The sequence below is a fragment of the Rhizobium sp. FG113 genome, from assembly GCF_057809895.1.
The window spans coordinates 623471-647638 of sequence record NZ_JBMDKV010000001.1 but is presented as its reverse complement, the minus strand read 5'-3'; the positions used below and the strand labels follow the sequence as shown (position 1 = coordinate 647638).

Below are 24168 nucleotides of genomic sequence, written 5' to 3'. Positions count from 1 at the left end.
GCGTCTTGTCCTGTTAAAACCATCATGCGACCTCTGGAAGCCCACTGATGAGCTTGTCGAGGGTCATTGGATAGTTCCGAAGACGGATGCCAGTTGCGTTATGAATCGCGTTGGCAATCGCCGCCGAGACTCCACACAATCCTAACTCGCCAATCCCCTTTGCTTTCATCGGCGAGGAAATGGGATCGGTCTCGTCCATGAAGACGACCTCCTGATGCGGAATGTCGGCGTGCACCGGCACCTCGTATCCGGCAAGGTCGTGGTTGACGAAGAAGCCACGGCGGCTGTCGACGGCGAGCTCTTCGGTGAGCGCGAGCCCCGCTCCCATCGTCATGGCACCGATCACCTGGCTTCGGGCTGTGATCGGGTTGAGGATCCGCCCGGCCGCGCATACCGCGAGCATGCGGCGAATACGGGTTTCACCGGTCGCCACATCGACGCCGACCTCGACGAAGTGCGCGCCGAAGGTCGACTGCTGATGGCTGTCGGAAAGCTTCTCCCATTCGACCTTGTCCTCGGCCACAAGTCCTTGGGCGCCTGCCACTTCGGCAAGAGGAACCGAGCGCGTGCCTGAACGAACCTGACCATCTTCGAAGACGACGTCCTGCTCATTGAAACCGAGTTTCTGCACAATAGCTTCGCGGAGCTTGACGCAGGCGGCATAGACGCCCGTCGTCGAGCAGTTGGCGCCGAACTGGCCACCAGAGCCCGCCGATACGGGAAAGCGGGAATCTCCGAGCTGGACAGCGACCTTGTCGATCGGCAGTCCCATCATCTCTGCCGCGGTCTGCGCGATAATCGTATAGCTGCCCGTTCCAATATCCGTCATGTCAGTCTCGACGGTAACGACGCCTTCGTTGTCAAGGCGGACCCGCGCACCCGACGGGATCAGCAGATTGTTACGGAAAGCGGCTGCAACCCCAATACCGACCAACCAGTTTCCTTCGCGACGTGACGCGGGGCGAGTTCGGCCATCCCAGCCGAAACGCTCCGCTCCGAGCTTGAGACAACCGACGAAGTCGCGATGCGAAAATGGCCTGTCTGGCTTTTCGGGATCAACCTGGGTGTCGTTTAGGATACGAAATTGCACGGGGTCGATGCCGAGCTTTTCCGCCATTTCGTCTATCGCTATCTCAAGCGCCATCAGCCCCGGCGCCTCTCCTGGCGCACGCATGGCGTTGCCTTCGGGAAGATGAAGCGTTGCCAACCTCATCGCGGTCATCCGGTTCTCGCCCGCATAGAGAAGCCGCGTTTGCATCGCCGCCGTTTCGAGCTGACCATCGGGCTGGTCGCCCGACCAACTCTCATGAGCGATTGCCGTGATCTTGCCGTCACGTCTGGCGCCGATCCGAATTCGCTGAATGGTTGCCGGACGGTGCGTCGTGTTGTTGACCAGAAACGGCCTCGGCAGTGCCACTTTGACGGGACGGTTAGCAGCCCTTGCTCCAAAAGCCGCAAGGACCGCGTCGGCGCGGAGAAAGAGCTTGCCTCCGAAGCCCCCGCCGATAAAGGGAGACATGAGGTGGATCTTCTCTTTGTCGACGCCAAGCGTCGTCGCGAGGTCAGAGCGCCACCAGTCGATCATCTGGCTTGATGTCCAAACGGTGAGTTCGTCGCCGTCCCAAGCGGCGATGGAAGCATGCGGCTCCATCATCGAATGCGACTGATCCGGGGTGGTATAGGTCTCGTCCAACGTCACTTCGGCAGACTTGAACGCCCCCTCGAAATCGCCGACAGCGGTATCTGGCGGCGCTCCGCCAGCATCCTTCGGCTTCACGGCCGTGTCCTTCGCATCGGCGAGATCATAGACGCCCTCTTCTTCAGCGTAGTCGACCTTCACGAGAGCGGCGGCGGCGCGGGCCTGCTCGAACGTCTCGGCGACAACCACCGCAATCGCCTGATGATAATGCACGATCTCATCGCCACCGAAGAGTTTTGCGGTATTCAATTTGCCCTTTTCCCGCTTGCCGACGTCTAGCGTGGTGACCACGGCAAGAACGCCAGGTGCACGCTTGGCGGCGTCGACATTCATCGACGAGATGCGCCCTTTGGCAATGGCAGAACCTACGGGATAGCCGTAGGCGTAAGGCATGTTGGGATCATGCCATTCGTAGGCATACATCGCCCGGCCCGTGGTCTTGAGCTGGCCGTCAATGCGATGGATAGGCTGGCCGACTACCTTGAGCTGGTCGATTGGATTGGTGGTTGCTGGAGTGTCGAACTTCATGACGGTCAGCCTCTCGCTTCGGCGATCACTGCGCCGAGCGTACGCTCGACGAGATCGACCTTGAATTTGTTCTGCTCGGTCGGACGGGCATCGGCAAGGAGAGTTCCCGCGGCGGCTTTCGCTCCTTTGGACAGCGCGGTGTCGGCGGCTTCGACGCGCCATGGTTTGTGCGCGACACCGCCGACTGCCACTCGACCCGTTCCGTCCGGCTGAATCACGGCTCCGACGGAGACGAGGGCGAACGCGTAGGACGCTCGGTCACGGACCTTGCGATAGATATGCGTGCCGCCGATCGGAGGCGGTAGCACGACGGAAACAATAATCTCGCCCTTCTCTAGGGCTGTTTCGATTTGCGGTGTGTCGCCCGGCAGGCGATGGAAATCGGCGATTTGGATCGAGCGGCGGCTCCCATCCGGCTTGACGGTTTCGACAACTGCATCGAGGGCCCGCATGGCAATTGCCATGTCGCTTGGATGCGTCGCAATGCAGGCGTCGCTAACACCGACTACGGCATGCTGACGGCTGAAGCCCCCAATAGCCGAACAGCCGCTTCCGGGCACCCGTTTGTTGCAGGGTTGAGCCGTGTCATAGAAGTACGGACAGCGCGTCCTTTGAAGCAGATTTCCCGCGGTCGTCGCCTTGTTACGAAGCTGGCCGGAAGCGCCTGCCAGCAAGGCCCGCGACAACAGCCCGTAATCGCGCCGGACGGTTGCGTCTGCTGCAAGGTCGGTGTTGCGGACCAGCGCTCCGATCCGAAGACCACCCTCGGACGTCTTCTCGATCTTGTCGAGGCCGAGCCCATTGACATCAATCAAGTGGGTCGGTGTTTCAATTTCGAGCTTCATCAGGTCCAGCAGATTGGTACCGCCGGCAATGAACTTTGCGCCAGCGTTCGCAACGTTTGCCTTGGCGGCAGCCTCTATCGTGGAGGCCTTCTCGTATGTAAAGGCCTTCATGATTTTGTCCCCGCGACTTCGACGATTGCCTCGACGATGTTGGAATAGGCTCCGCAGCGACAGATGTTGCCGCTCATGCGTTCGCGGATCTCACCCTCGCTGAGTAACGTCTTTGCGTTGAGGTCGCCGGTGACGTGGCTCGGGATGTTCGCCTTGATTTCTTCGAGCACCGCCACGGAGGAACAGATCTGTCCAGGCGTACAGTATCCGCACTGGAAGCCATCGTGCTTGACGAACGCAGCCTGCATGGGATGCAGTCTGCCGGGCTCGCCTAAGCCTTCGATGGTCGTCACTTCGTCGCCGTCGTGCATGACGGCCAAAGAAAGACACGAGTTGATGCGGCGTCCATCGACCAAGACCGTGCACGCTCCACATTGACCGTGATCGCACCCTTTCTTGGTACCTGTCAGGTGAAGATGCTCGCGCAGAGCGTCGAGAAGTGTCGTTCGATTATCGACGTCAAGGTCTCGAACCTGTCCGTTAACCTTTAATGACAGGGTTGAAGCTTGGGTCATGCGGTCTCCTGTAGATTGTGCTGTCGCGTCGCCGGCGACAGTGGTGGCCGCAAGTGTCGCGACTGAGGAGATAAGTAAGTTGCGGCGTGAAAGTTCAGATTGACTGATGCTTGACATGGTCAGCTCCACAGTTCGTAGCTGCCGCCTATCAGTGAGGCTCGGCGCATGGTCCTAAACTAGCGCCTGCTGCCGATAAGGTTAGGGGCGGTCCAGCTATTCGAAGAGATCGACGCAGATTGACAGAAAGGCGCTTTCGATGTCCGCGAAAAGATCGACCAGATTCACGGCGCAGGCACCGGCGGCTCGGCCGTCATCGCCGTCGGTTGCTTCTTGGGTATCGGTGCAAAGCCGGTCGCGGAACCGATTACTGATCTTAAGTTCATGCCCGGCCAGGATGGCGACGTCCATGTGGTAAAGAGCTGGACGAAGGACGAGCTGAATAGGACTACCCGCGTCATCTTGAGGGTCGTCTGTTCTGTGAGCGTCCGTGGAGACAGGGAAGGCGCAGAAGACGTTCGTCGCTCGATATCAGATTGTGAAGTCGATGGACCTCCTCCAGGCCGACGCGCTGGCTGAAGTTGACCGACATATCGGCTGCTGAGAGCCGTAAGCCACGAACTATGTCTCCTACGAGCAGGGCGAGTGTTTTCAGGAAGTGAGGATCACAGCCAGTACCCTCGACGAAGCTGCAATCGCCAAGCGAAATGGCAAGCAGGTCTCGGCAGGTTTGGACATGAAGCCGCGCGGGAGAAATGACTAGGTTGAAGACGGGTTCAACGCGCAGGTAAAAACGAAAGCGAACAAAGCCGGAGCGATCGTGTACGTCCACTAAGCTATCAGGGTGCCAGGAATTCACGTATTGCCTTGGCGAGAGCTTCTGGATTCTCCTCTGCGATGTGGTGACCGCTATCAATGCCGAAGCCTCGAACGCTTGTCGCCCAGTTGCGCCAGATCGCGACAGGATCGCCGTAGATTTTCTCCAAATCGTCCCGTGTAGACCACAGGCAGAGCATCGGGCATTTAATCCGCCTCCCACTTTCCCGGTCAGCCAGGTCGTGTTGGTGATCGATCCGGATGCCAGCACGGTAGTCCTCGATCATGCCGTGGATCGCGTCGGGATTATGGATGACATCGAGCATGTCGTCGTAAGCCGCTGCGCCCATGAGACGGGGAGACAATGCTGAATACCACCCGCACGGATCTGCAAGGATCGCCCGTTCCGGTTTTTCCGGCTGAGCGAAGAAGAACCAATGGTACCAGTCCCTCGCAAATCTCCAATCGGCGCGCTCGAGATGTTCAAGGATCGGAATGCCGTCAACGGTGATCAGCCGCGTTATCTTCTCGGGGTAGTCCATCGTCATCCGGAAGGCTGTGAGACTACCACGGTCGTGGCCCAGGACCGCGAATTCTCGGTGTCCGAGATGTTCCATCATCTCGACCAGAACGGTCGCTTTTGAGCGTTTCGAGGAGTGCCTGCTGTCTGGCGCGTCGACAGGGATAAATGAGCGTCCGAAGCCAGGGAGGTCGGGACAGACGACGGTGAAGGACGTCGAAAGGATGTCGGCGACACGGCCCCAGGTCATATGGGTTCGTGGATGGCCGTGCAGAAGCATAACCGGTAGCCCGCTGCCACCGTGACGAACTCGAAGCTGCCCGGCCGCGACCTCGATCAAGTCAAGAGCGAAACCAGAAAAGCCATGCTCATTTGTCTGGCTGGCAACGACGTTCATCAGTGTGAAACGTGCTGGGGCTTGCCCTTGCGTTTCGTCGAGGCCATCTCGTCGAGTTCTTTCTCGGTCATGGAGTCGGCCATCTGTTTCGACGCGCCCTTAAGCTTGCTCTTGGGTGTGTCGCCGCGCTTCGCCGACAGGGCCGCGCCGGCTGCCTTCTGTTGCGCTTTGGATTTCGCTGGCATGGGAGTTCTCCATCTAAAAGTCTTAAAGCAAAAACCTTCGTGGAAGGTGTAAGTTCCCAGTCCGCCCCGCGTGCAGCTACTTCTCTCCAGGAAACGGGTTGTCCTTGATGAGCTGCGCTAGGTGCGCCGTGTTTCGTGCGAGCATGTCGACGGTCTTCTGGACGGATTCCGGCACCTTCGGCAAGTCGATGAAGTTGGTGCTGCCCATAGCCTCCCCCACCCAGTACGCGACTCCGTTCGGTGCAAGTGTGAAGCCGACGTCGTTCAGGCCCTGATACAGTTCGGCCGAGACGTGGTGAGCGCCGTCCTCGTTGCCGACCACTGCGACCGCAGCAACTCTGCCGTAGGAGACCATTCGCCCCGCTTCGTCGGTTTCATCGAAGAATGCGTCCATCCGCTCAAGGACGCGCTTTGCGATGCTGTCAGGCTGCCCCATCCAGATCGGGCAACCAAATACGAGAATGTCGGCGTCGAGGATTTTCTGACGGATGCCCGGCCACTCGTCGCCATCGCCTTCGTCGGAGGTGACGCCGGGCTTCATGTTGAAGTCGGCGAGCTGGATCGTTTCCGTTGCGACGCCGACCTTGTCTAGCGCCTCGGCGATAAGCGACAGCATTCGGTCCGTCGACGACGGTTCTCCGCCTGATGATTTTAGCGTGGCGTTTAAAGCGATCGCCTTGAGTGTCATGGTCTTCACCGGGCCTCCCAATTGGTGTTTGGCAAACACTGCCGCGTCCTCATTGTTCCAAGGAACGGACGACGAAGAATGCTTTTGTTCAGTGACAAACCGGTTCGCTGATGCGTGATAGCTTTAAAGACTGCATTAATCGGCTTGGAACCCAAAAGATGGAGTTCGATTATTTTCGGGCGAGTGCTTAAATGCAATTGATGATTTGTGCCACGTCTCCGGCACAGGCTTCACCCGATCCCGTAAATCCGGGCTGCCTGGCGATCCATGCGGGATCTCGATGCCCCTTCCCGTCGGCAGATCGGAATCCATGTCGCGGTCGGCGTGTCAGGACACAAAGTCGCCGGAGAGATCGAAAAGCTGTAGTTTCACGAGATGGATCATGTCGTCTCCGCGTCAGATCTCGCAGTGGATCGCCATCATCGATGAGTTCAGCACGACGCGACGCCGCCGTTCGAAAGGCGAAGGCCACACCACGACGCTGGCTATCCCGAAGCCTCGGCTTGCTGAGCGAGCGAGCGCCGCTTTTTAGTCATCTGCCAAATGTTCAGCAAATTAAAAGGGGGCTTCCTGCCGGAGAAGACCTCGCTATGACGGAAGCCTTCTGATCGAAACCGTGTCGCTTGCTAGACATTCCCCCACGCGAGCGCGGACCGTGTCAACCGAACGCGACAGGGATAGTGAACATCACGGTTTTTCGGGTTTCCCGTAATGGCCAACGAAACGGCAGACGAGCGCCCCACCTTCCGGTATCGCCTCACCTCTTTTTTCAGGAGCAAGCATGACCGACGACCCGCAATCAAGGGAGATAGCTTGGTTCCACTCATGCCGCCCGTGTTGCCGATGTGCTCGTTGAAGAGGTGGTGTTGGCGTCCGGATACCATAAAGGAGGACGACTGCGGACAACGGAAAACCACTTTACGGTTAACGAATCCTTGCCTAACTGGCGCCGAAATTTAGCCCTTTGGACGAGACCGAAGAAGAAATCGCGCAGCGTCCTCCTTGGTGGAATCAGCACGAATTCTGAGCACATAAATACCCGTATCGTCCACGATTTCCTGGGGACCATGAACTCGAGCCTCTTCAAGCAGACGCACAAATTCACCTGCGGCCTCTTCACTCGTCCATTTCGCCTCTGAAACCATAGCTGCACTCCAAGGACTCAGACGGTAATACTTTATCAGCTTTTCGACGCCTAGCCTAATTCTGTCCTGCAGTGGCCAATCAAGGAAGCGGCGCCGCGATGGAAAGGCTGATGCTGGATACCAATATCTTGAGTAACGCCTACCTACCCCAGCCTCCCCGCTGGTTGTGGGAGTGGCTTGCAAGCCTGCCACCCGGAGCTATCGTCGTTCCATGGACGACCATCTACGAGACGGAATATGGCATCCGGGCCGTCCAACGCTACAACCCTGCCAAGGCTCTGGAGCTCCTAGCTTGGTTCACCGAATTCCTCGATACCTGCTACACCTTCCCAGAAATGGACGTAAATGCCGCGCGACTCCTCGGCCACATGGCGGCCACGCCGGCGATGCAGCATTTCTTTCTAACGGAAGAGCGAAAGAACAAGCATGGGGAGCCAATCAAGACCGACCGAATACGCCTGGGCGGAGACGCCATGCTGGCCGCATTGTCGATTTCTCATCGTATCCCGATAGCAACGATGAACGTCAGAGATTTTCTCTACATTCACCGCCTGTTCCCACTTCCGGGCCTCTACAATCCGCAGGATGACCTATGGATAGTCGAGCCATCGCTGGCCGCCGCTAGCGCAGAATATGCCAATGACGACCATCCTGGCGATGAGCCGGACTGGATCCGCAGGGGGCCGAGGGCTCGGTAGCGTTGGATTGGATGGTTCTTGAACCGATATTGGTAGGAAACTTCTCAGTTTGTGCGCTTCCACTGCGCGCCCAGCAGCCGTAGCGCCTGACGGTCACGTGCTTACCGATGCGGTCCACCTAGGCCGGATGCGGAATACGTCAGGTTGACGGGACGCGACAGCCTCGACGTCGGTGATAGTTTCACGGAAGATAGACGCCGTCCGGTAGCGAACCGAGATTTCGATCACGTGTCTACGGCGCCCGTCCGCTGCTGCCAAATGCTCTCAGCCAGACGGATATCGACGGCCGCCCTGCCATTGCGACCGCCCTATGACCGGCAAAGATTCATAGTCTGCAAATCTTCGTGTCCTATAAAGGACTCAACAGGAGCAGAAGATGGCCGGCTACACGATTGGAACCGAAGAGCTCGACAGGAAGCGGAAAGCTGACAAGGAAGTTGCGGACCAGCAAAGGGCAAAAAGAAAAACTCTCTTCAACGCCCAGACCACTCTACTAAAATTTCGCAAGAAGCAGACGGAATACTTTCTCAACGTAGCGGCTGAAGTCCAGGCTCTGCAAGCCGCCATGAGCGCAGACCCTGGTTTCGACATCACAAGCTGGCTGAGGAACAACCTTGGCTTTTCGAAAGAGCAGGTCGAGGTCGCTCGTGCGATACATCCTGACCTTATCGCAGAGAAGGCGACATTTATTAAGCTCGCCACTCCCCCTGACACACTTTACGCGCTGTCCCGCTGCAACACGGAAAAACGCGACAAGTTCGTCGAACGTCTGAAGTCGGGCGAACACCTCGGAAGATCGACGATCAATCACCTTGAGCGTGCCGACACTATCAGAAGCGTGACTGCGCACGAGATCGCCCTGCTTCGTCGGAAGGGCGTGCTGGACCTTGGAGCAAAGCGTGCCGGCGCCGCTCTTGTTGAAAGACTTCAGCACGAGGCGATCAAGCTCTGCGAGCTTTTTGACATCGCGGTTTCAGGGCTTGGTCATTGGCTTAGCGAGCGCGCACGTGAACACGACTACATTCCACTTGTTCACGCGGTCGCTGAGAAGGCAGGCGAGGTTCTATCGATGTATCACCAGATTTTTGGTCTCCTCGGACCTCTTGAAGCAGACGATCCCGACGTAACCGCACGAGAGGATTTCGTAGCAAGTATATCCTTTGAAGTCGCGGCTCAAACCCTTGAGCAACTGAAGCTCGGCACCAATGGATTTCGGGAGAGAACAGATTCCTATCTCTTAAGAACGCGACGCCACGCGCATGAGTTGGACCCGCGCGCTCTTCGTAACTATGGTGGCTCCGATCCTGACCTCGAGTTGGATGTGCGAACGCATCTCCAGTTCCTGGCTGGGGACATTCCGCTCGCAGTCCCCGGACACGTCGCGGCTGGCTCCCACCCCCGACGTTGGCCTGGCCCCTCTTTCGTCGACATCGACGCCGGCGTCGGCGGAATGGCGCTAGGACTCGTTGCTGCAGGATTCCATCCTGCTTCCATATTCACGAAGACGCTTGCTACCAAGGACGCAATTGCTGCAAATCGACTCCTGAAAAATGTCCATTTGGCTCGCCAGACCGACTTTGACGAAGCGCTCCGAAACTTGGAAGCATCCGAGCCAGATTTGATCACCTGCGGGATTCCCTGGCACGAGCACCAGCACGGAGATGCGATACAGGCCTTCAAGAACGCCTTGCAGGCTGTCATTCGCTTGAAACCGAGAGCATTCGTATTCGAGGCTCGTTCGGAAGCTTTCGACGCCGATCACGCGCAGGGTTTTCGCGACAATGGCTACGACATCAAATGGCATGAAATAAACGGCGCCGATTTCGGACTCGCTCAAGCGAAAAAGCGGAAGCTGATGATCGGGTCGAGGGGCGGGTATCTGGACGATCTCATCATGCCCACGCTCCGCTACCCGCGTTTCGTCTACCTCCATGATGTGATCGGCGACCTTCTCGGAGGACACGTCTTCCAAGAGCCGCTCAGTCCTGATGCTAAGAAAGAGTACGACACGCTTCTCGATGAGAAGCGTGGAAAGTTGACCAAAAAGTCGGCCCCAGCATTTCCAAGTCCATTCGACTTCCGATGTGTGAAGGAGTGGAAAGCCCGCGGCATCAACATAAAGGGCGGCTTTACCGATAGCCCACCATCACTCGAAGAGTTGAGATCTCCCAATGGCTTCCATCTCAGTACCGCGATGGTGAAGCGTATCCAATCCTTTCCCGACGACTGGATTGTGGGCTCGGACTCCAACTCCAACGCAGAAGAAACTGCGGACGCCTTTCCGCCAGTCCTTGCCAAGATGATGGGACTGGCAATGCACTCCGCAATGCTGGGCATTAAATTCGACTATGATCGCGCCATTCAGCGACATTTGGTCGGTATCACCGACGAACATCTTGCGAAGAAGCCGGTCTGGGAAATCCCTCATCCGCGCTACGCCGTCGCCAGCACCAACTCGTCATTTGAACCAGCGCGGTTTAAACGAGCTACCATCAAGGCGCCGACTGCGGACGCCGGGTAAAGGGGCGAACTATGCGTTCTCTGAACCGCCACGAGCTCGATTGCTTGATCGCAGCAGTCACCACTTGTTCTGCCTGGTCGCCAGGTCGAGCTGGGTTTCGAACATGCACTTGAAGTCATTCTCGTCAAACTGGAATTTACTCATGACATGAACAAGGGAGCCATCTCTGAAAAGCTCGAGTTCGCCTATGACCCCGACAAGTTGGAAACTGGAACCAGCGTAGTCAAACTCAAAATATTCTTGTTCGTCCTCGTCTCGTCCGAACAGGACCTCGTCGATACCCTTTCTTTTGCAGAGTTTCTTCAGGCCAATCCATGCTCTTGCCAGTTCGCCGTCATCGAGAATGTATGGAAGACCAGTGCTCTCGGGCAGCAGCGGAAACCTGCGCAGGCCGGTCGCCGCCATCTTGAACGCTCTGTCCCAGGTCTCGATGTAGTTTCCACGCTCGATCTCGTATCCTCGATGGTCATAGTCTCCGGCATAGACCACCCAGCCGTTTGTACCAACCGGCACAACCTTGCTTTGACCGTATCCGAAAGCCACGTTGCCCCACGAGACTTCGGTTTCGCCGGTGCGGGAGGGCGGCTCGAAGATAAAGCTCACTGTAGAACGCCACACTACCCCTTCATCTGTCCGCTGGAAAAAGAGGTGGTACCTCTGGCCCGACAGTTCGAGGCACGGGCTTAGTCCTAGCTCGGACAACACCGCGCCAAGACGTTCCTCAATATCCCTCAGACGCGCTTCAAAATACATCGCTCGCTCCTTGTACGTGGAGCCGATGGTCTCGATGCGGCGTGCAAGACACAATTGGCCGAAGGGAACCCGCCGTCCTGCAGAAGGAGCGTTAACCATTCTTAAAATTTTATTAAAGCATTACGTTGACGCCGAGGGCTGGGCGCCTTTGAATAGTGTCGAATTCTTCGCTTCAGGGATCCACCCAATGCGACATGCGCTGATAATCGGCCTGATAGCGGCCCCAATAGGCCGCCAAAGAGCCTAAGCGCTTCTGCGGAGATAATCCGCCGAAAAAATAACTCATCTCTTTCATATCGCACAGGAATACCTTCTTTTTGGAACGGAAGAAGAACGTTCCCATTTTGGCACAACGTCGAAAGATTCGAGAAGGTTTTGAAAAGCCGGCACCCGTTTGGGATTATGGATGCAGACGAGAAATTCAGTTGCCGATCTGGCAAGGAGCAAACGATGGAATTCCGAATTGCAGACCTGAAGGGCATCAACAGCGCCATCACATCTTGGATGAGCACCAAGTACGGCGACGCCTGCTCCAGGAACGACCTTCTCATGGTCCTTGCCGCCTCCAGATTCGCCTTCAACTTCAATGACGACTGGTCGGACCATTATCGGCGGCTTGTTCAACTGATCGGAACGATTTCCTACCTGTCGAAGCGTCCTCTGCTGATCCCGTCCATCAAGGAATTCTACAACCTCGTTGACGACTTCTGGGATCAGCCGGAAATCCGGGCTCTCCACTTTTCGAAGAAAAGGCCGGTCTACGCCCATGTCGACGGCGACGTTATGGCTGCGGTCGTGCGCTACGAGAGGCCGGCGAAGCTTGCCCGGATAGGGACGGCTATCGCGGCATAGCCCGCGAGCCCCAACAAGCAACATCATCTGAATAGGAGAACTGCCATGCCGCAGAACGACTACCTGCGTCCAAATTTTCTTGAGCCCGCAAGTCGCTCAGGGATCACGCCGGTCACACACGAGATCGAACGCCTCATTGCTCTGACCATCGAAGACCAGCTTCATTCGCCGTTGCTGCCGACCGTCCGGATTGCCTGGTTGAAGCTTCGACACGAGTTCGACCTTCGCGGCATGTTCCCGCCCTTCAGCGAGAGGACCTTTTACCGACGGGTCGCGATCGAACGCAGTAGGCGCCGTCGCGAGTTCCGCTTCGCAAGGGATCGTCCCGGTCCCTCGGATCCCGAGCTCGCGTGAGTTCTGATCCGGCCACTGAAATGCACCAACCAATCGAAGAGAGAGATTTTCATGAACATTCGCTCAGTACTGCCGCACCCAGCGTTTGAAGGGCTTCTCGATCCCGGCGAATTCGTCGCGGGATCCAAGGCCGTCGCCGTCCGTCTTCCGACAAAGGAGGCGTACCGGATGATGGACGCTTTCGCGACCGAGGCGGTGGACGCAGGCCTTGAAGTACAGGCTGCATACGAGGAATTCGTCGAGCACGTCGCCTTGCTCAACGAAGGACTGGACGAGGAAGAAGAGGAAGACCTGATCCTGGTAGCTCCGAAGCTTCGCTTTTTCAAGGCGAGCTTCGCATCCGCGGCCGCGGCCGCTCCTCGCCGCCTGAACTAGCGTCGATGCGGTGTCGGACGGCCTCGGCCGTCCGCCCGACACGTTTTCACCGATGGAGAAGAATATGACTGCATCGCAAATCGCCATGCCTGCAATGCCCCGCGCGCCGAAGATTCACCCCGACTCCCTCTCGCCGGGCGATCACGCCATTCAACTCGGCTTCACCCGCCTGACAATCGGACGAAAACGCGTCTCAGAGCACACGGCCTATGCCGCCTACGAGAGATCGGTCTGCCGGGAGAATTCGTACGCGACGCTTGTCGGCAGTGGCTGCATCAACCTCGCCAGTCGCGCCGACTTCTTCGCAACCGCTCGGGCAGAGCGAGCTGAACGCGACGCCCTTGGAGTGCTCGCTGCCTACAACCACACACAGTCTTCGAAAGGGTGAAAAATGCGCAAAGTCCCATGGCATACCGTTCAAGCAGCGCTGGATTCGATCTCCGACGTTCCTGTGAGTTTCCCAAGGCCAAAGTCGTTGGCGGTGCTGGTTTTCTTGAACGCTTCGGCTTTCGACCGGCGTCGGGGGACCGAATTCCATCAGGCGGGTAGCGACCAGCCCGACGGCCTCGCAGGTGAGGTTTCCGCGCCACGTCCCCGATACCTCCATTGAGCGTCGGCCGGCCCAGAATCCCGCCCGACCCGCATCTGAGAAGGAACATGAAATGAAACTTACCCGTCGTTCGGAACTGTTTGTGGAGGCATTACCGTCTCCTATTCGATCTGCCTTCGAATCGGCAGTCGAGCGCATCCCCGTCGATGCACTTCCAGAGAAACCGGCAGAAGTAATTTTGGCTGCGATGATCGAGGAAGCTCTTTGCGTATCCTTCATGGAGCGTAGCTATTCGCCCATCAGACAAGTCTTCTGGTCGTTGGAGCTCGAGATTGCAACATCCAACCGGTCTCGTAGGGTGAAGGTGAGCCTCCCTTCCGTGGAGGAATTCATCGGGCTGGTGAAGGTCGAGCGGGCGAAGCGATGGTTTGATCGACGATATCGAGCTCGAGCGCCTGGGCTCGCGATGACCGAGCACCAGTTCCTAGCGTCCACCGTTGTACGGCTTCCGCATCAGAAAGTGGAGTGCTGGAGCGTCGCCGAAATGCTTCATCGCCTGCACGGTTGGCACGGCCTGTTGGTCATGGTGAGCGAGCTATCTTTCGAGAAGCTTCTTCGGAGCCATGGCGGCGAACTGATCGAACCTGATCCGAAGCGATACGTCGAGACGATCGTCGAGGAATTCGAACCCTACCTGCCTAACCCGCAACAGGGAACTCCACCCTTCCGGGGTGTGCTCGAACACTGGGGTTCGTGGGGCTGAACTAGCGCTTCGCAGTCAATCACCCGACAGTTTGAAAGGAACAACTATGAGCATGAACGACCGCCTTTCCCAGAGCGCGCACCGCCTCGCATCAATGGCCAAAGACAGATTCTCGAGCGGCGACCCCTACCACCTCGAGGTGAACACCGACGTCATGTCCGCCCGGAAGCTGCTCGATTTCCATGGCATCGATGCCGCCTCTCTGGATCCCGCGGCCCTCAGAGAGCGTAGATATGGCGTCCATGTCGTGATCGATTGCGCGACCCGCTGCATCATCGGCATCCACGTGGAAAGCTTTCCACGGACCGAGGTCAGCGTTGGTTCGCACCGCCACGTCTTTAAAAGGGTCGGTTACCGGCAGGACCTCGACGCCATTTCCTACGTGAGCTGAACGTAAACCCGACAGCATCGTCCGACGCGTTCGCGTCGATCGCCGCCGTCCAGTCGGACGGCGGAGGGAACCTGCATGCAAAATGGAGACGGCAATGAAAAAGAAAGACTTGGTGATTCAGTTCCCCCCGCACGGCGATGCCGAGGCGGTCAGGCGCTTCGAGGAACTAACGGGCATCATCCAGGTAGTGATTGTCGAGGACCCCGAGACGTATCAGCTCCTCAACGGCCTGATGTCGGATGCAGTCGAGTTGTGCTTCGACCCGGATCTGTTCTGCATCGAGGAAGCCCACGACTGGCTGCGAGGGAAGATCGCGGCTCTCAACGACCATCGCAGTATTGAGATTCCGCTTCCGTCGTTCGGGTCGTTCAGGATGAGGGTGTCCTTTGACGAGCGAAGTGTCGGGTGCCGGCACCTCGGGCTGCCGCGCAGGAGCCAGCGACCGAGAAGAAATCCAGAAATGGAGCGGCGGAAGCGGGCTTTCTGGTCCGACGCCTGCGACCTGTTCGTCGAGATGCGTGCGGCGGGCATGTCCATCGATGGGCGGTCGCCACGGCTCGACAGCAAATCCCTTGCAGCGATCCTGCCCGCACTCAACCGCGGGGTTGGAGGTCAGAGGGCGGGGTTCGAACCACCGCCGGCACGGTGGTTCCGGCGCAAGGTCGGCAGAATGGAATTAGACGACTGAGAGTGCGTCGCCCTTGCCTCCGCCGGCCGCCGGCCGCCGTCCGCGCGGCCGCGGATCCATCGTCAATCCTCCGAAAGGAAAACCATGCAGAACGACCGGAACCCCTTCCCAACGATGATCGCAGGCGTCCCGGCCTCCGAGATCTACAAGAAGCTCTACGGCCATCGCGGCCGCCTGCGCAACAAGCGCGGAATTCTGGAACGCATCCTATACGAACGCGCGGGCGTCGTGCCTGACAATCATGTGCCAGAGGACACCGTCTATCTCAAGCCGGATGCGGAATACGTCGGGCTGACGGAGCGGGACAGCCTCGACATCGGCGACATCTGGATGGAGGCGACGCCGTCAAGCGGCTTGCGTTCGGTCGACTTCGTCTCGAAGTCTTCGTTCCGCGGTCATGTTCCATACCGCGGCCAGAACACGAGCCTTTCCGCCGAAAGCATGATCGAGGCGCGACTGGCGAAGATTCTGCAGGTGCACCGTCGTGTGGTGGACATCCGCTCACAGTATCCGCGGGTGCAGTACCTCGATGATGGGGTACTCTGCGAGACCATCTTCGACTATTGGGTCAAGCTGAACGACCAGCGGCGTATTGCCATTGCTGCGAAGCCAGCCGGACGCGTGCGATCATCGGGAATTCTCAGGACACTGAAGCTCACCTCCGATCAAGGAGTCGGCGGGTATGCCGATGGCGTCGCACTGTTCACCGATGCTCGCGCGAGCCTCGACGACGAGTACAACGCCAAATGGATCCTACGATCGAGGCGGGCCTTCAACCAGGCAGAATTCGACCAGGCGCTCGACCGCATCAGCATTGTCTACGGTTCCACACGCTTCATCGACCTTCTAGCCGGCGCTGGCAGCCAGGCCGGGCGTCGGACCGCGATCTGGAACCTTATCGATCGCGGCGAACTCGAGCCCGAGGAACGTGGCCGCATCTCCGACCTTTCCTGGCTTCGCCGAAACTTGCTCAACTAAGGAGACTGAGAATGACAGCAGAAAACAACAGTTCGGACCATGCATCGCGCATCGAAGGCCTCCGGGCGCGGATGGCTCCTAGGCTTTTCCACGTCGAACGGCCGCGGTGGTGCGTGTCTCCCTCCGATGTCGAAGGACGCCAGCGACTGGTGGATGAGGCCGCCGACCTGTACCTCGAGCTGAAAGCGGCGAGAATTCCGATCTCGGGGCGTCGGCCGGGTCTTTCGACGCCGGTGCTCCGGGTCATCTTGCCCGTGATCGAGCACGAGATCGGTGCCGGAAGGTGCTTCGGGCTCACGCAGAGCCAGCGTGCTTTCCGACTGGCGGTCAAGGGACGTCAGGCGGCTCTTCGCGCAGAAAATAAGGAGGATGGCCTGGCAGACGACCAAGCCACGATTTCGGTTCGGCGCACGATCCATTGAGCGCTACCAGATAGCTTGTCTTACATGTGCCGCCCTGTCAGGGCGGCGCGGTGGGTTAGGCGTCCCGAGGCCAAACGAGCGCGGTACCCGACCGACCTCGGACGGACTCCGTCTGACTTGTCTCTCAAGGCGACGCGTTTGCGTCGCGCCTGTCCAAACGATGCCGGGTTTCCGGCATCCCCATCTGGAAAGGTAGACCATGAGAAAACGCAGATCCCTCTACGCCTCCCGAGTTCCGCGATATCGCATCTCCCTCGACGCGAAGGTTCACATCGCCGGCCGGCCGTTTCGTGCAGTTGCATGTAGCGTCTATGGCCACGTGTTCCGCGACATGGAGTCGGACGAGGTCCGCTTCATCACGCATGACGAAGTCAGCATGATGATGGAGATCGGCGAGATCCAGATAGCGCCGGTCGCCTCGCGGCGCCGAGACAGACCGGAGATCGCGCTCATACGCGACATCGCTGTCGAGGACATGCGCCGCTTCTTCGGAAGACGCCCGTATCCTGACTGCGATCCCAACGACTAAGCCAAGTTTTAGTTTCGGCGTTCCGCGCCGAGTACTCGCGACGACGCGATCGCGTCGGCGGCGCCGGTCTGCGCGCCTCCTCCCATCGATCGTTTCCCGAAAGGACGACAGAATGAACGAGATCCTTCGCAACTTCCACTACCCGGTGCCACGCTATCGCATCTGGAAGTCCGCCCTAATCACGATCAACGGCAAACAGCAGTACCGGCTGGTCGACACCAATGACGAGGGACACACCATGGTGCCGGTGGACCGCCCCGACGAGCGCCAAAAGTTCACCCATCTCCGCTTCTACGACCTGATGTCCAAGGGACATGCCGAGGTGCAGCAGTATTACTTCGCCGGTGGGCGAAGGAAGCGCGACAGCGGACCGGAGCTGCCGACCGTCCTCGACCTCGCAGAAGACAAGATGCTTCGCGTCGTCAACTTCCAGGCCGTTCTCGACGCTTTTTTGCGCCGAAAGCACGCCGCAGAAGACGATCCCACGTTGCCGAAGATCACGCTGAGCGACGCCTCTTTGAAGCGGGTCCTGCCTGAGATCAAAGCCGAGCTCGAACCGAAGAAGGTTCAGGCCGGAACTGTCATGTCCACCGTGAGAATGCCGAGCCCCCGGCACTTCCGGCGGCTAATCGCCCGCTACCAGGAGAGTGGCTATGACGCGATGAGTCTCGTCAAGCTCTCCGCAGGCAGGACGAAGAATCTCGAATTGCACATGGCGCAGGACGTTCAGATCTGGAGCCAGTTCGCCCATGAATATGCCAACCCGAAGAAGCCGTTCGTGACCGACGTGCACAAGGCGCTTGTAGCTCGCCTCGTGGAACTCAACACGGCTCGTGACGCCCAGAACCTCCGCTTGCACGTCATCCCATCGTACAAGCAGTTTCTGAAGCTCGTGAAAAGCCTCAACGGCTTCTGGGTCTCCGCCGGCCGTGAAGGAAAGGAAGCCGCGCGGAAACTTTACCGCATTGCTTACGGCAACCACGAAGTCGAGCGCCCTGGAGAAGTCGTGGAGTTCGACGAGTGGACAGTAGACCTCATCGCGTGGTTCGCGTGGGCGAAGCTCCTGGACTTCCTGACCAAAGAGGAACTCGCGGCAATCAAACGCGTGCGCCTGAAGGTCATCGTCGCGATCGACGTCGCCACCAAGTGCATCTTGGCCATGAGGTTCACGCCAGCCGCGGCCACCGAAAAGACGATGATCGACGCCATCGAAATGGTGGTCACAGACAAGTCCAAGCTGGCGAAGCTTGCCGGCGCCTCCTCGTCGTGGCCCTACCATTGCCTCATGGAGTCGGCTGTGGCGGACAACGGCGGCGCGCTCGCGGGCAACATGGTGCGGGCCGTGTTCTCCGCGCTTGACGCCCAGTACATGCATCCGCCGGCTGGCGTACCCTGGCTCCGCGGGTCGATCGAGGCCGTCTTCCGGACTTTTGGCGGTCAGCTTCTCGCGTGGTTCGAAGGCAGGACGTTTGGCGACATCTTCGAGCGGGGCGACTATAGGTCGTCAGAACGCGTATCGCTGTCGATCGATCAGCTCAATCTGCTTCTCGTGCAGGCCGTGGTGGACATCTACCACCATCAGCCCCATTCCTCGACAGGCGAGACGCCGCACAGCCGTTGGATGAGGCTGTCGGAGAAGTTCGGCGTATTTCCGCCTCCACCCCGCAGCGTGCGCAGAGCGATCTTCGGCACACGAACCTATCGCGACATCACCGAGATGGGCGTCGTGATGTTCGGCATCCATTACCAGTCGAAGCAGCTCCAGCAGTTCCGTCTCGCGTCGAAGAGTTCGATCTTGATCCGCGTCGATCGTTTCAGTCTCGACGCCGTCTCGGCATGGAACGGCGAAGGCTGGATCACCATCCCTGCGACGATCCGCATTCCGGAGGACGTCTCCATCTGGGAGTGGACTGCCGCAGCGCGGGCCGTCGCCGTGGAGAACGCTGGAAACGCCGAACCTGGACTGGCGTCCATGCTCGATGCGGTGAACCGCCTGCGCCTTTCCGGCGAGGCCGCATCCGCTCGTGCGGGAATCGCCACGGCGCCGATCGACGAGGCCGCCTTGCTCAAGGCGCAGACAGCGTACTTCGACAACGTGGCGTTCATTGACGATCTCGGTCACCGGGATCCTCAGCTCGCGCCTCTCGTCCTCGCCGAAGATCCGCTCATGGTCGGCATTTCCGGCCTCGACGACGACCTCTTCGCATTGCGCGGCGATGAGCCCGCAGACCCCATCCTCAGCACCGCGATGATCCCTGCGGCGCCCACCACCATCCGCTCCACTTCCGACATCAAGATTTGAGGAAACCTACCATGACCAACAAAAACGGAACCAACCTGGCGGCTTCTGCCGCCGCTCGCCTTGCCGCCGCACTCGACCCCGCCGCTCGCGCCCGAACGGAGGCGATCGGCAAATTGAACGGAATCTACATCGAGTCCGAACAGCACGAACGCGTCAACAACGGCGCGACCGAAATCATCGAAAACGCCGCCTCCGCTTTCGCTGGCGAGGTCGGCAAGCGGCGTGCGCTCTTCGTCCTTGGCGAGAGCGGGTCCGGAAAGACGACGGCCTTGAAGCACACGCTTCTGAGCCGCCCGGAACTGATGCCGTATTTCGACGAACGGGGCAACGAGATCAGGCCGCTGATCCACTTCGAAGCCCCCAAGCCGACGTCGATGAAGCTTCTCGGGCGCAAGATCATCGAAGCGACCGGCTACCCGCTCTCGGATGCCTCCCGCTACACCGAGAACGAGCTGTTCGAACTCGCGAAGCGGACGCTGAGGGAGCGACAGGTCATGTTCCTTTACATCGACGAGATGCAGCACGTTCTCCGCGCCAACAAGAAGGCGGAAATCGTCAACGTCGCCGATACGCTCAAAAGTCTCCTGCAGATCGAAAACTGGCCACTGCATCTCATCATTGCTGGCATGCCGGTTCTCGCGAAGTTCATGGAACATGAAACCCAGCTTCGCAACCGAAGCCTGATCGTGTCGCTGGAGCAGGTCAAGTTTCCCGCCGATCTTGAGCGGGTCAAGGTGATCGCGATGGGCGTCATCCGCGGGCACGCTGGCCTCAAGGTCAGCGACGCCTTGTTCACCAACGACTTCGTTCAGAAGCTCATCAAGTCGGCGGACGGCGGATTTGGCACGATCATCCAGATGACCCGTGGCGCGTGCCAGATCGCCATGCGGAAGGGTTTGACGGAAGTCGTGAACCAGCATTTCGCCGACTGCTATGCGCTCGTCACCGGCAGCCAACCCGAGCACAACATCTTCCTGTCGGCAGACTGGATGGTTCTTTCGCCGTCGACGACGCTCGCCGATCTCGCGGCGAAACAAGCCCGAGCAGACCGCGTCGCGAAGGCTACTGCAGCAGCCAGGGAGGGTTGATAATGTTGAAGCGCGTTGAATTTCATACCGCCGAAACGCTGAAGAGCTTTCTGTCACGTACCGCGGCCGTAAATGGCGCGGGCGACATGCGGGCCCTTCTGAAGCACCTTGGCACCACTTGGGGCAAGGTTTCCGGCGACATGCGATTTGACGTAAGCCACCTTTCCACCGAGCTCGGCATCTCGGTGGAGAGGCTTAACTTTGCGAAGTTCCAGAGAATTAGCCGAACGCGCGTGAGCGTGAACGGCCACGAGTTAAGGGCGGGTTCTTTCCGCCCTGGACCATATCACTATTGCCCGCTCTGCCTTGTGGACGACATGTCTGTGCACACCGGCAGCAACATTGAGAGACCATTTGCGCGCTTGTCGTGGGCGATGACAACTATTGATGTCTGCACAGTCCATGGCGTTCGCCTCGCCGTGGCGGAGGATTTTGGGCGGGCGTCCGACGACTTCGTGCGGTGCGTCTCTTTACGCTGGGCGAAAGTCGAACATCAAGCATCACGATGCGCGGCCATCGAAGTGAGCCCGTCGGTCCGGTACTTTTCCGATCGGCTAGGCGTCGGCTCAATCCGAGTCCCGCTGCTCGACGAGCTGACGTTCCAAGCGGCAGTTGACGTCTGTGAGCATCTCGGATGTCAACTTGGGCACGGCTCGGAAATCGTAAACGTCTCCCAGCAGCCGCCGGAAATGAGGGCGCGCTTTCAGAGTGATGGCTTTCGTTTGATCGCCCAAGGAGAAGAAGCGCTACGCGCACATCTTACCGATGCGGCAAAGCGTTACTGGTCGACAGCCGCGTGGCATCCCCTATCGTCATTGTTCGGCAACCTCCACCTAGTCCTAAGCCGACATGTGGAAGCATATCCCAGGCTGACGAGGCTCCTGCGGGAAATCGTTCAGGAAAACCTGCCGGTGGGGCCCGAGGACACCATTCTGGGCGCGCCTTGCGAGCGGCGCATCCACACCGTCTCGACCATTGCGCGACAGCACAAGATCCCAAAATCGACAGTAAGGGCGATACTCGGACGCGCTACCCTGCTGGACAGCTCCGATCGTTTCAAAGGAGATGCCGAGATCACCTTCGGAAACGACGTGCTTCGACACGAGTTCGAGCGAGAGGCTCACCTCGTTCCTTATGGCACCTTGGTCCGGAGGATGGGACTGATGGATCTCGCCGATACGTGTGTTTTCGACCCAAGCTGGGAGTTCGCGCTTCGCAGGCGACCGACGTTTGATCGAGGGGAGCTTTACAGCGTGTTGGAAGCAGAGCAGCTCTTCGATCGCATGACTAAATCAGCCGGCGGCCGAGCAACCGACCTCGTCAGCATTGGAGAAGCCGCGCGTCTGTCACTCGCTTCGCCGACTGAAGTCGTCCAGCTTCTAGCCGGCGGCGCACTACACTGCGTTGGAACATTCGGGCGGCGTTTCTCCGGGATCAAAGTCTCATTCAAGGAGGTGCGAACGAAGACCGCGGTGCCGTATGACTTCGACATCCTTCACTATGAAGACGTTGCAGTCGGACTGGCAATTTCTGTTGCTCTCGCGAAGACGCTGATGCGCGAGGAAACGTTGCCCGTTTCGATCATCGACCTGCCAGGATACTCCAAGTCCTATCCGGTCATGAGCCGGGCCGCGCTGGATTGCTTTCAGGGCGAGCACGTTTCGGTGGACGAGTGCGCTAGCGAAAGGGGGATTCACCGCGACACTCTGATCGCCTCCCTTGAGCACGCGAAGGTGCGTCCATCGATCACAACTGATCGCGGCCTACCCGTGTTCTTCAAGCGGGAGGACGCCGAGCGCGGGCTTCCGAAATAGCCCGCAAAAGTCTTGACGCCGCGGGTGCGGCGCCGGAGCATTGTTTCCAGCCACCCATCAACCGCCATAAAATGGCGAAAGGACTTGCAGCATGTTCGATAACCTTAGCGCGGAAGAACTTCAGCTCCGCGAGGACGACATCATCGTCAAGTACATGGAGCGCAAGTGGGCACTAGACACGATGGGCGTCCCGTGGACGCACGACAAGGCTTTCTGTCTCTACAGGTGGCAGCTCGACAAAATCGAGGAGGCGAAGGCTGCGCTTGCCGCGGCGGATCGGACGGCCTCGTAACTGCCCGGCCGTCGGCGACATAATGCCGGCTATCACCTAGTGACCCCACTATGCTGGTCAGCTAGGTAGAGAGCCGGCTTCACGTAGTCTCATTGGAGTTCAACATGCTGCTGTATCACTACACCTCACCAGCGCACCTTCGCGGAATAGACCGCCACGGGCTGACCATTGGCGACGTGGTCACCGACTTCGGCAATTTCGAAGGACTCGTCGGAGTATGGCTGACGTCTTCGCAAAGCCCAACCGGGCACGGGTTGGGCGGCAGCCCCCTAGACAAGACGAAAATCCGCTTGACCGTGGACGTTTCCGAGGATGGCAAACTTGTCAGGTGGGCGGATTGGGCGCCCATGCACATTTCGCTCGACACCGCTCGGCGATTAATCGCGGTCGGCGGTCAGTCCGCCGACTCCTGGTACATCTACTTCGGACATATCCCGCGCAATCGAATCCTCTCCGCGGAGAGCGTCGAGGATGGGAAGCCGATCCTCGACCTGGCTGGCCATTGGCCGGAAGAGAAAAGCGTTCGTGCAGTTCCTTTCGAGGCGCGGTACGTTTGGCACAATCGCCTTCTTCGTGACGTCAAACGGGCTTCCAGGCGCTGCTAGTGCCTCCCGGTCCAGAACGCACCGCTTTTCCATCCTAGCCTAGCCAACCCGGAGACCTCCCCTCCGCTGACGGCGCTATCACGAAGCTGGAAAAATTGATCGGCGTAATACAATCTTTGGATTGCGCCGATACGCCACCGCACTCTCCAGAATAACCTCCTTGGATACCTCTCCTTCAGCTTCCAGCTCCGCCATTACCACCGGCCTATTCCCTCGGGGCAAGTGTAGTCCGGGAGGCAGTCGGCCGAGCGACAGGCCCAAACTAGAGGCGAGGTCCACATCAAGGCTACATCGCCAACGCATTTATACGACAGGGCTCACCACTGCCTGGCAGCGCGACAAGTGTTTTCAACCAAGACTAGGACAACGTGCTCTATGGGAAGCGCCGGATTGCCGAAACTACACTCAGCCATTGGTTCAACGGCTGCCCTCAGATCTGCTTGGATGAGGAGATAGTGGGCCTTTGATCGTATTGACACACCCTGACGGTGCTCTCAAGCGATGAGCTCGCGGAAGATCCCGACGGTGGCGAAGAGGCAGATGAGGAAGCAGAGCTCATCGAGAGCTACACTCTCCGATTTGCGTAGGGGCGATAGCGGCGTGCTGCGCCGAGAAAATATGACCCCGAAGACCTCATCAAGTGCATGGCCGACCCGCCATAAGGCGATCTGCTTCCACAATTGGCAGCTCGACGAAATCGAGGAGGCATAATTGGCGCGAGGGATAGAGCGCGAGCCGTGAGCCTTG

25 protein-coding genes and 2 pseudogenes are annotated in these 24168 nt (G+C 58.8%); 18 read left to right on the top strand and 9 right to left on the bottom strand.

The window, feature by feature from the left end; genetic code table 11:
• Positions 1–22 precede the first annotated feature (22 nt).
• From paoC to paoA, 3 genes are read right to left on the bottom strand one after another with little or no spacing between them, the layout of a single operon-like run.
• Positions 23–2227, bottom strand: coding sequence for an aldehyde oxidoreductase molybdenum-binding subunit PaoC (gene paoC, locus ACODTZ_RS02695; protein WP_489023527.1), 2205 nt, complete (start codon positions 2225–2227; stop codon positions 23–25).
• A 5-nt stretch (positions 2228–2232) separates the two neighbouring features.
• Positions 2233–3183 (bottom strand): FAD binding domain-containing protein, encoded by a 951-nt coding sequence (locus ACODTZ_RS02690; RefSeq protein WP_489023525.1) that lies wholly within the window; start codon positions 3181–3183, stop codon positions 2233–2235.
• The gene (paoA, locus tag ACODTZ_RS02685) at positions 3180–3827 is read right to left on the bottom strand and encodes an aldehyde dehydrogenase iron-sulfur subunit PaoA (protein WP_489023523.1); all 648 of its coding nucleotides are present in this window, start codon (positions 3825–3827) and stop codon (positions 3180–3182) included. Before paoA ends, ACODTZ_RS02690 begins: the two co-directional genes overlap by 4 nt.
• A gap of 138 nt (positions 3828–3965) precedes the next feature.
• Between paoA and ACODTZ_RS02680 the strand changes: the two are divergent.
• Positions 3966–4136: pseudogene (locus ACODTZ_RS02680) on the top strand (PRC-barrel domain containing protein); the annotation flags it as partial.
• 398 nt (positions 4137–4534) lie between these two features.
• On the opposite strand, the gene ACODTZ_RS02675 reads toward ACODTZ_RS02680, so the two are convergent.
• The 4 genes and pseudogenes from ACODTZ_RS02675 to ACODTZ_RS02660 form a co-directional block, all read right to left on the bottom strand.
• Positions 4535–5428: an alpha/beta fold hydrolase gene (locus ACODTZ_RS02675; protein WP_489023521.1), complete on the bottom strand. Its 894-nt coding sequence runs from the start codon at positions 5426–5428 to the stop codon at positions 4535–4537.
• Positions 5428–5613, bottom strand: a complete 186-nt coding sequence (locus ACODTZ_RS02670) for a DUF3008 family protein (protein WP_489023520.1) — start codon at positions 5611–5613, stop codon at positions 5428–5430. The genes ACODTZ_RS02675 and ACODTZ_RS02670 overlap by 1 nt, the downstream gene beginning before the upstream one ends.
• A 76-nt stretch (positions 5614–5689) precedes the next feature.
• Positions 5690–6301, bottom strand: a complete 612-nt coding sequence (locus ACODTZ_RS02665; protein WP_489024769.1) for a flavodoxin family protein — start codon at positions 6299–6301, stop codon at positions 5690–5692.
• A 135-nt stretch (positions 6302–6436) separates the two neighbouring features.
• Positions 6437–6793: pseudogene (locus ACODTZ_RS02660) on the bottom strand (hypothetical protein); the annotation flags it as partial.
• A gap of 763 nt (positions 6794–7556) precedes the next feature.
• Here ACODTZ_RS02660 and ACODTZ_RS02655 point away from each other — a divergent pair.
• Positions 7557–8144, top strand: coding sequence for a type II toxin-antitoxin system VapC family toxin (locus tag ACODTZ_RS02655; RefSeq protein ID WP_489023518.1), 588 nt, complete (start codon positions 7557–7559; stop codon positions 8142–8144).
• A gap of 376 nt (positions 8145–8520) precedes the next feature.
• Entirely contained in the window at positions 8521–10665 is a 2145-nt protein-coding gene (locus tag ACODTZ_RS02650) for a DNA cytosine methyltransferase (protein WP_489023516.1), read from the top strand.
• Between the two features lie 57 nt (positions 10666–10722).
• Here ACODTZ_RS02650 and ACODTZ_RS02645 read toward each other — a convergent pair whose 3' ends face one another.
• Together ACODTZ_RS02645 and ACODTZ_RS02640 are read right to left on the bottom strand one after the other, a co-directional pair.
• Positions 10723–11418: a hypothetical protein gene (locus ACODTZ_RS02645; protein ID WP_489023514.1), complete on the bottom strand. Its 696-nt coding sequence runs from the start codon at positions 11416–11418 to the stop codon at positions 10723–10725.
• Positions 11419–11590: 172 nt separating this feature from the next.
• Positions 11591–11761 carry a hypothetical protein gene (locus ACODTZ_RS02640; protein WP_489023512.1) on the bottom strand — a complete coding sequence of 57 codons (171 nt, stop codon included), beginning with the start codon at positions 11759–11761 and terminating at the stop codon, positions 11591–11593.
• 107 nt (positions 11762–11868) lie between these two features.
• On the opposite strand from ACODTZ_RS02640, the gene ACODTZ_RS02635 reads away from it, so the two are divergent.
• The 15 genes from ACODTZ_RS02635 to ACODTZ_RS02565 all read left to right on the top strand — a co-directional run bounded on the left by ACODTZ_RS02635 (position 11869) and on the right by ACODTZ_RS02565 (position 23421).
• Positions 11869–12270: a hypothetical protein gene (locus tag ACODTZ_RS02635; protein ID WP_489023510.1), complete on the top strand. Its 402-nt coding sequence runs from the start codon at positions 11869–11871 to the stop codon at positions 12268–12270.
• A 45-nt stretch (positions 12271–12315) separates the two neighbouring features.
• Positions 12316–12624, top strand: a complete 309-nt coding sequence (locus ACODTZ_RS02630) for a hypothetical protein (protein WP_489023508.1) — start codon at positions 12316–12318, stop codon at positions 12622–12624.
• 51 nt (positions 12625–12675) lie between these two features.
• Positions 12676–12999, top strand: a complete 324-nt coding sequence (locus ACODTZ_RS02625) for a hypothetical protein (protein WP_489023506.1) — start codon at positions 12676–12678, stop codon at positions 12997–12999.
• Positions 13000–13063: 64 nt separating this feature from the next.
• A complete protein-coding gene (locus tag ACODTZ_RS02620; protein ID WP_489023504.1) occupies positions 13064–13387 on the top strand; it encodes a hypothetical protein in 324 nt (107 codons plus the stop codon).
• A gap of 274 nt (positions 13388–13661) precedes the next feature.
• The gene (locus tag ACODTZ_RS02615; protein ID WP_489023502.1) at positions 13662–14312 is read left to right on the top strand and encodes a hypothetical protein; all 651 of its coding nucleotides are present in this window, start codon (positions 13662–13664) and stop codon (positions 14310–14312) included.
• A 46-nt stretch (positions 14313–14358) separates the two neighbouring features.
• Positions 14359–14703, top strand: coding sequence for a hypothetical protein (locus ACODTZ_RS02610; RefSeq protein WP_489023500.1), 345 nt, complete (start codon positions 14359–14361; stop codon positions 14701–14703).
• A 94-nt stretch (positions 14704–14797) separates the two neighbouring features.
• Complete coding sequence (locus ACODTZ_RS02605) at positions 14798–15391, top strand: hypothetical protein (protein WP_489023498.1); 594 nt, start codon at positions 14798–14800, stop codon at positions 15389–15391.
• An 84-nt stretch (positions 15392–15475) separates the two neighbouring features.
• A complete protein-coding gene (locus ACODTZ_RS02600) occupies positions 15476–16369 on the top strand; it encodes a hypothetical protein (RefSeq protein ID WP_489023496.1) in 894 nt (297 codons plus the stop codon).
• Positions 16370–16380: 11 nt separating this feature from the next.
• Positions 16381–16791 (top strand): hypothetical protein, encoded by a 411-nt coding sequence (locus ACODTZ_RS02595; RefSeq protein ID WP_489023494.1) that lies wholly within the window; start codon positions 16381–16383, stop codon positions 16789–16791.
• Between the two features lie 199 nt (positions 16792–16990).
• Positions 16991–17320, top strand: a complete 330-nt coding sequence (locus tag ACODTZ_RS02590) for a hypothetical protein (RefSeq protein WP_489023492.1) — start codon at positions 16991–16993, stop codon at positions 17318–17320.
• 112 nt (positions 17321–17432) lie between these two features.
• Positions 17433–19622 (top strand): hypothetical protein, encoded by a 2190-nt coding sequence (locus ACODTZ_RS02585; RefSeq protein WP_489023490.1) that lies wholly within the window; start codon positions 17433–17435, stop codon positions 19620–19622.
• An 11-nt stretch (positions 19623–19633) separates the two neighbouring features.
• Positions 19634–20710, top strand: coding sequence for an ATP-binding protein (locus tag ACODTZ_RS02580; RefSeq protein ID WP_489023488.1), 1077 nt, complete (start codon positions 19634–19636; stop codon positions 20708–20710).
• Between the two features lie 2 nt (positions 20711–20712).
• Complete coding sequence (locus ACODTZ_RS02575) at positions 20713–22524, top strand: TniQ family protein (RefSeq protein ID WP_489023487.1); 1812 nt, start codon at positions 20713–20715, stop codon at positions 22522–22524.
• Positions 22525–22615: 91 nt separating this feature from the next.
• On the top strand, positions 22616–22816 hold the full coding sequence (locus ACODTZ_RS02570) for a hypothetical protein (RefSeq protein ID WP_489023486.1): 201 nt from the start codon (positions 22616–22618) through the stop codon (positions 22814–22816).
• Positions 22817–22920: 104 nt separating this feature from the next.
• On the top strand, positions 22921–23421 hold the full coding sequence (locus tag ACODTZ_RS02565) for a hypothetical protein (RefSeq protein ID WP_489023485.1): 501 nt from the start codon (positions 22921–22923) through the stop codon (positions 23419–23421).
• Positions 23422–24168: the final 747 nt, after the last annotated feature.

What these genes read in the sequence shown, in the direction of transcription:
- paoC (WP_489023527.1), bottom strand. Translation starts at nt 2,227, where the DNA reads ATGAAGTTCGACACTCCAGCAACCACCAATCCAATCGACCAGCTCAAG.
- ACODTZ_RS02690 (WP_489023525.1), bottom strand. Translation starts at nt 3,183, where the DNA reads ATGAAGGCCTTTACATACGAGAAGGCCTCCACGATAGAGGCTGCCGCC.
- ACODTZ_RS02675 (WP_489023521.1), bottom strand. Translation starts at nt 5,428, where the DNA reads ATGAACGTCGTTGCCAGCCAGACAAATGAGCATGGCTTTTCTGGTTTC.
- ACODTZ_RS02670 (WP_489023520.1), bottom strand. Translation starts at nt 5,613, where the DNA reads ATGCCAGCGAAATCCAAAGCGCAACAGAAGGCAGCCGGCGCGGCCCTG.
- ACODTZ_RS02665 (WP_489024769.1), bottom strand. Translation starts at nt 6,301, where the DNA reads ATGACACTCAAGGCGATCGCTTTAAACGCCACGCTAAAATCATCAGGC.
- ACODTZ_RS02655 (WP_489023518.1), top strand. Translation starts at nt 7,557, where the DNA reads ATGCTGGATACCAATATCTTGAGTAACGCCTACCTACCCCAGCCTCCC.
- ACODTZ_RS02650 (WP_489023516.1), top strand. Translation starts at nt 8,521, where the DNA reads ATGGCCGGCTACACGATTGGAACCGAAGAGCTCGACAGGAAGCGGAAA.
- ACODTZ_RS02645 (WP_489023514.1), bottom strand. Translation starts at nt 11,418, where the DNA reads ATGTATTTTGAAGCGCGTCTGAGGGATATTGAGGAACGTCTTGGCGCG.
- ACODTZ_RS02640 (WP_489023512.1), bottom strand. Translation starts at nt 11,761, where the DNA reads ATGGGAACGTTCTTCTTCCGTTCCAAAAAGAAGGTATTCCTGTGCGAT.
- ACODTZ_RS02635 (WP_489023510.1), top strand. Translation starts at nt 11,869, where the DNA reads ATGGAATTCCGAATTGCAGACCTGAAGGGCATCAACAGCGCCATCACA.
- ACODTZ_RS02630 (WP_489023508.1), top strand. Translation starts at nt 12,316, where the DNA reads ATGCCGCAGAACGACTACCTGCGTCCAAATTTTCTTGAGCCCGCAAGT.
- ACODTZ_RS02625 (WP_489023506.1), top strand. Translation starts at nt 12,676, where the DNA reads ATGAACATTCGCTCAGTACTGCCGCACCCAGCGTTTGAAGGGCTTCTC.
- ACODTZ_RS02620 (WP_489023504.1), top strand. Translation starts at nt 13,064, where the DNA reads ATGACTGCATCGCAAATCGCCATGCCTGCAATGCCCCGCGCGCCGAAG.
- ACODTZ_RS02615 (WP_489023502.1), top strand. Translation starts at nt 13,662, where the DNA reads ATGAAACTTACCCGTCGTTCGGAACTGTTTGTGGAGGCATTACCGTCT.
- ACODTZ_RS02610 (WP_489023500.1), top strand. Translation starts at nt 14,359, where the DNA reads ATGAGCATGAACGACCGCCTTTCCCAGAGCGCGCACCGCCTCGCATCA.
- ACODTZ_RS02605 (WP_489023498.1), top strand. Translation starts at nt 14,798, where the DNA reads ATGAAAAAGAAAGACTTGGTGATTCAGTTCCCCCCGCACGGCGATGCC.
- ACODTZ_RS02600 (WP_489023496.1), top strand. Translation starts at nt 15,476, where the DNA reads ATGCAGAACGACCGGAACCCCTTCCCAACGATGATCGCAGGCGTCCCG.
- ACODTZ_RS02595 (WP_489023494.1), top strand. Translation starts at nt 16,381, where the DNA reads ATGACAGCAGAAAACAACAGTTCGGACCATGCATCGCGCATCGAAGGC.
- ACODTZ_RS02590 (WP_489023492.1), top strand. Translation starts at nt 16,991, where the DNA reads ATGAGAAAACGCAGATCCCTCTACGCCTCCCGAGTTCCGCGATATCGC.
- ACODTZ_RS02585 (WP_489023490.1), top strand. Translation starts at nt 17,433, where the DNA reads ATGAACGAGATCCTTCGCAACTTCCACTACCCGGTGCCACGCTATCGC.
- ACODTZ_RS02580 (WP_489023488.1), top strand. Translation starts at nt 19,634, where the DNA reads ATGACCAACAAAAACGGAACCAACCTGGCGGCTTCTGCCGCCGCTCGC.
- ACODTZ_RS02575 (WP_489023487.1), top strand. Translation starts at nt 20,713, where the DNA reads ATGTTGAAGCGCGTTGAATTTCATACCGCCGAAACGCTGAAGAGCTTT.
- ACODTZ_RS02570 (WP_489023486.1), top strand. Translation starts at nt 22,616, where the DNA reads ATGTTCGATAACCTTAGCGCGGAAGAACTTCAGCTCCGCGAGGACGAC.
- ACODTZ_RS02565 (WP_489023485.1), top strand. Translation starts at nt 22,921, where the DNA reads ATGCTGCTGTATCACTACACCTCACCAGCGCACCTTCGCGGAATAGAC.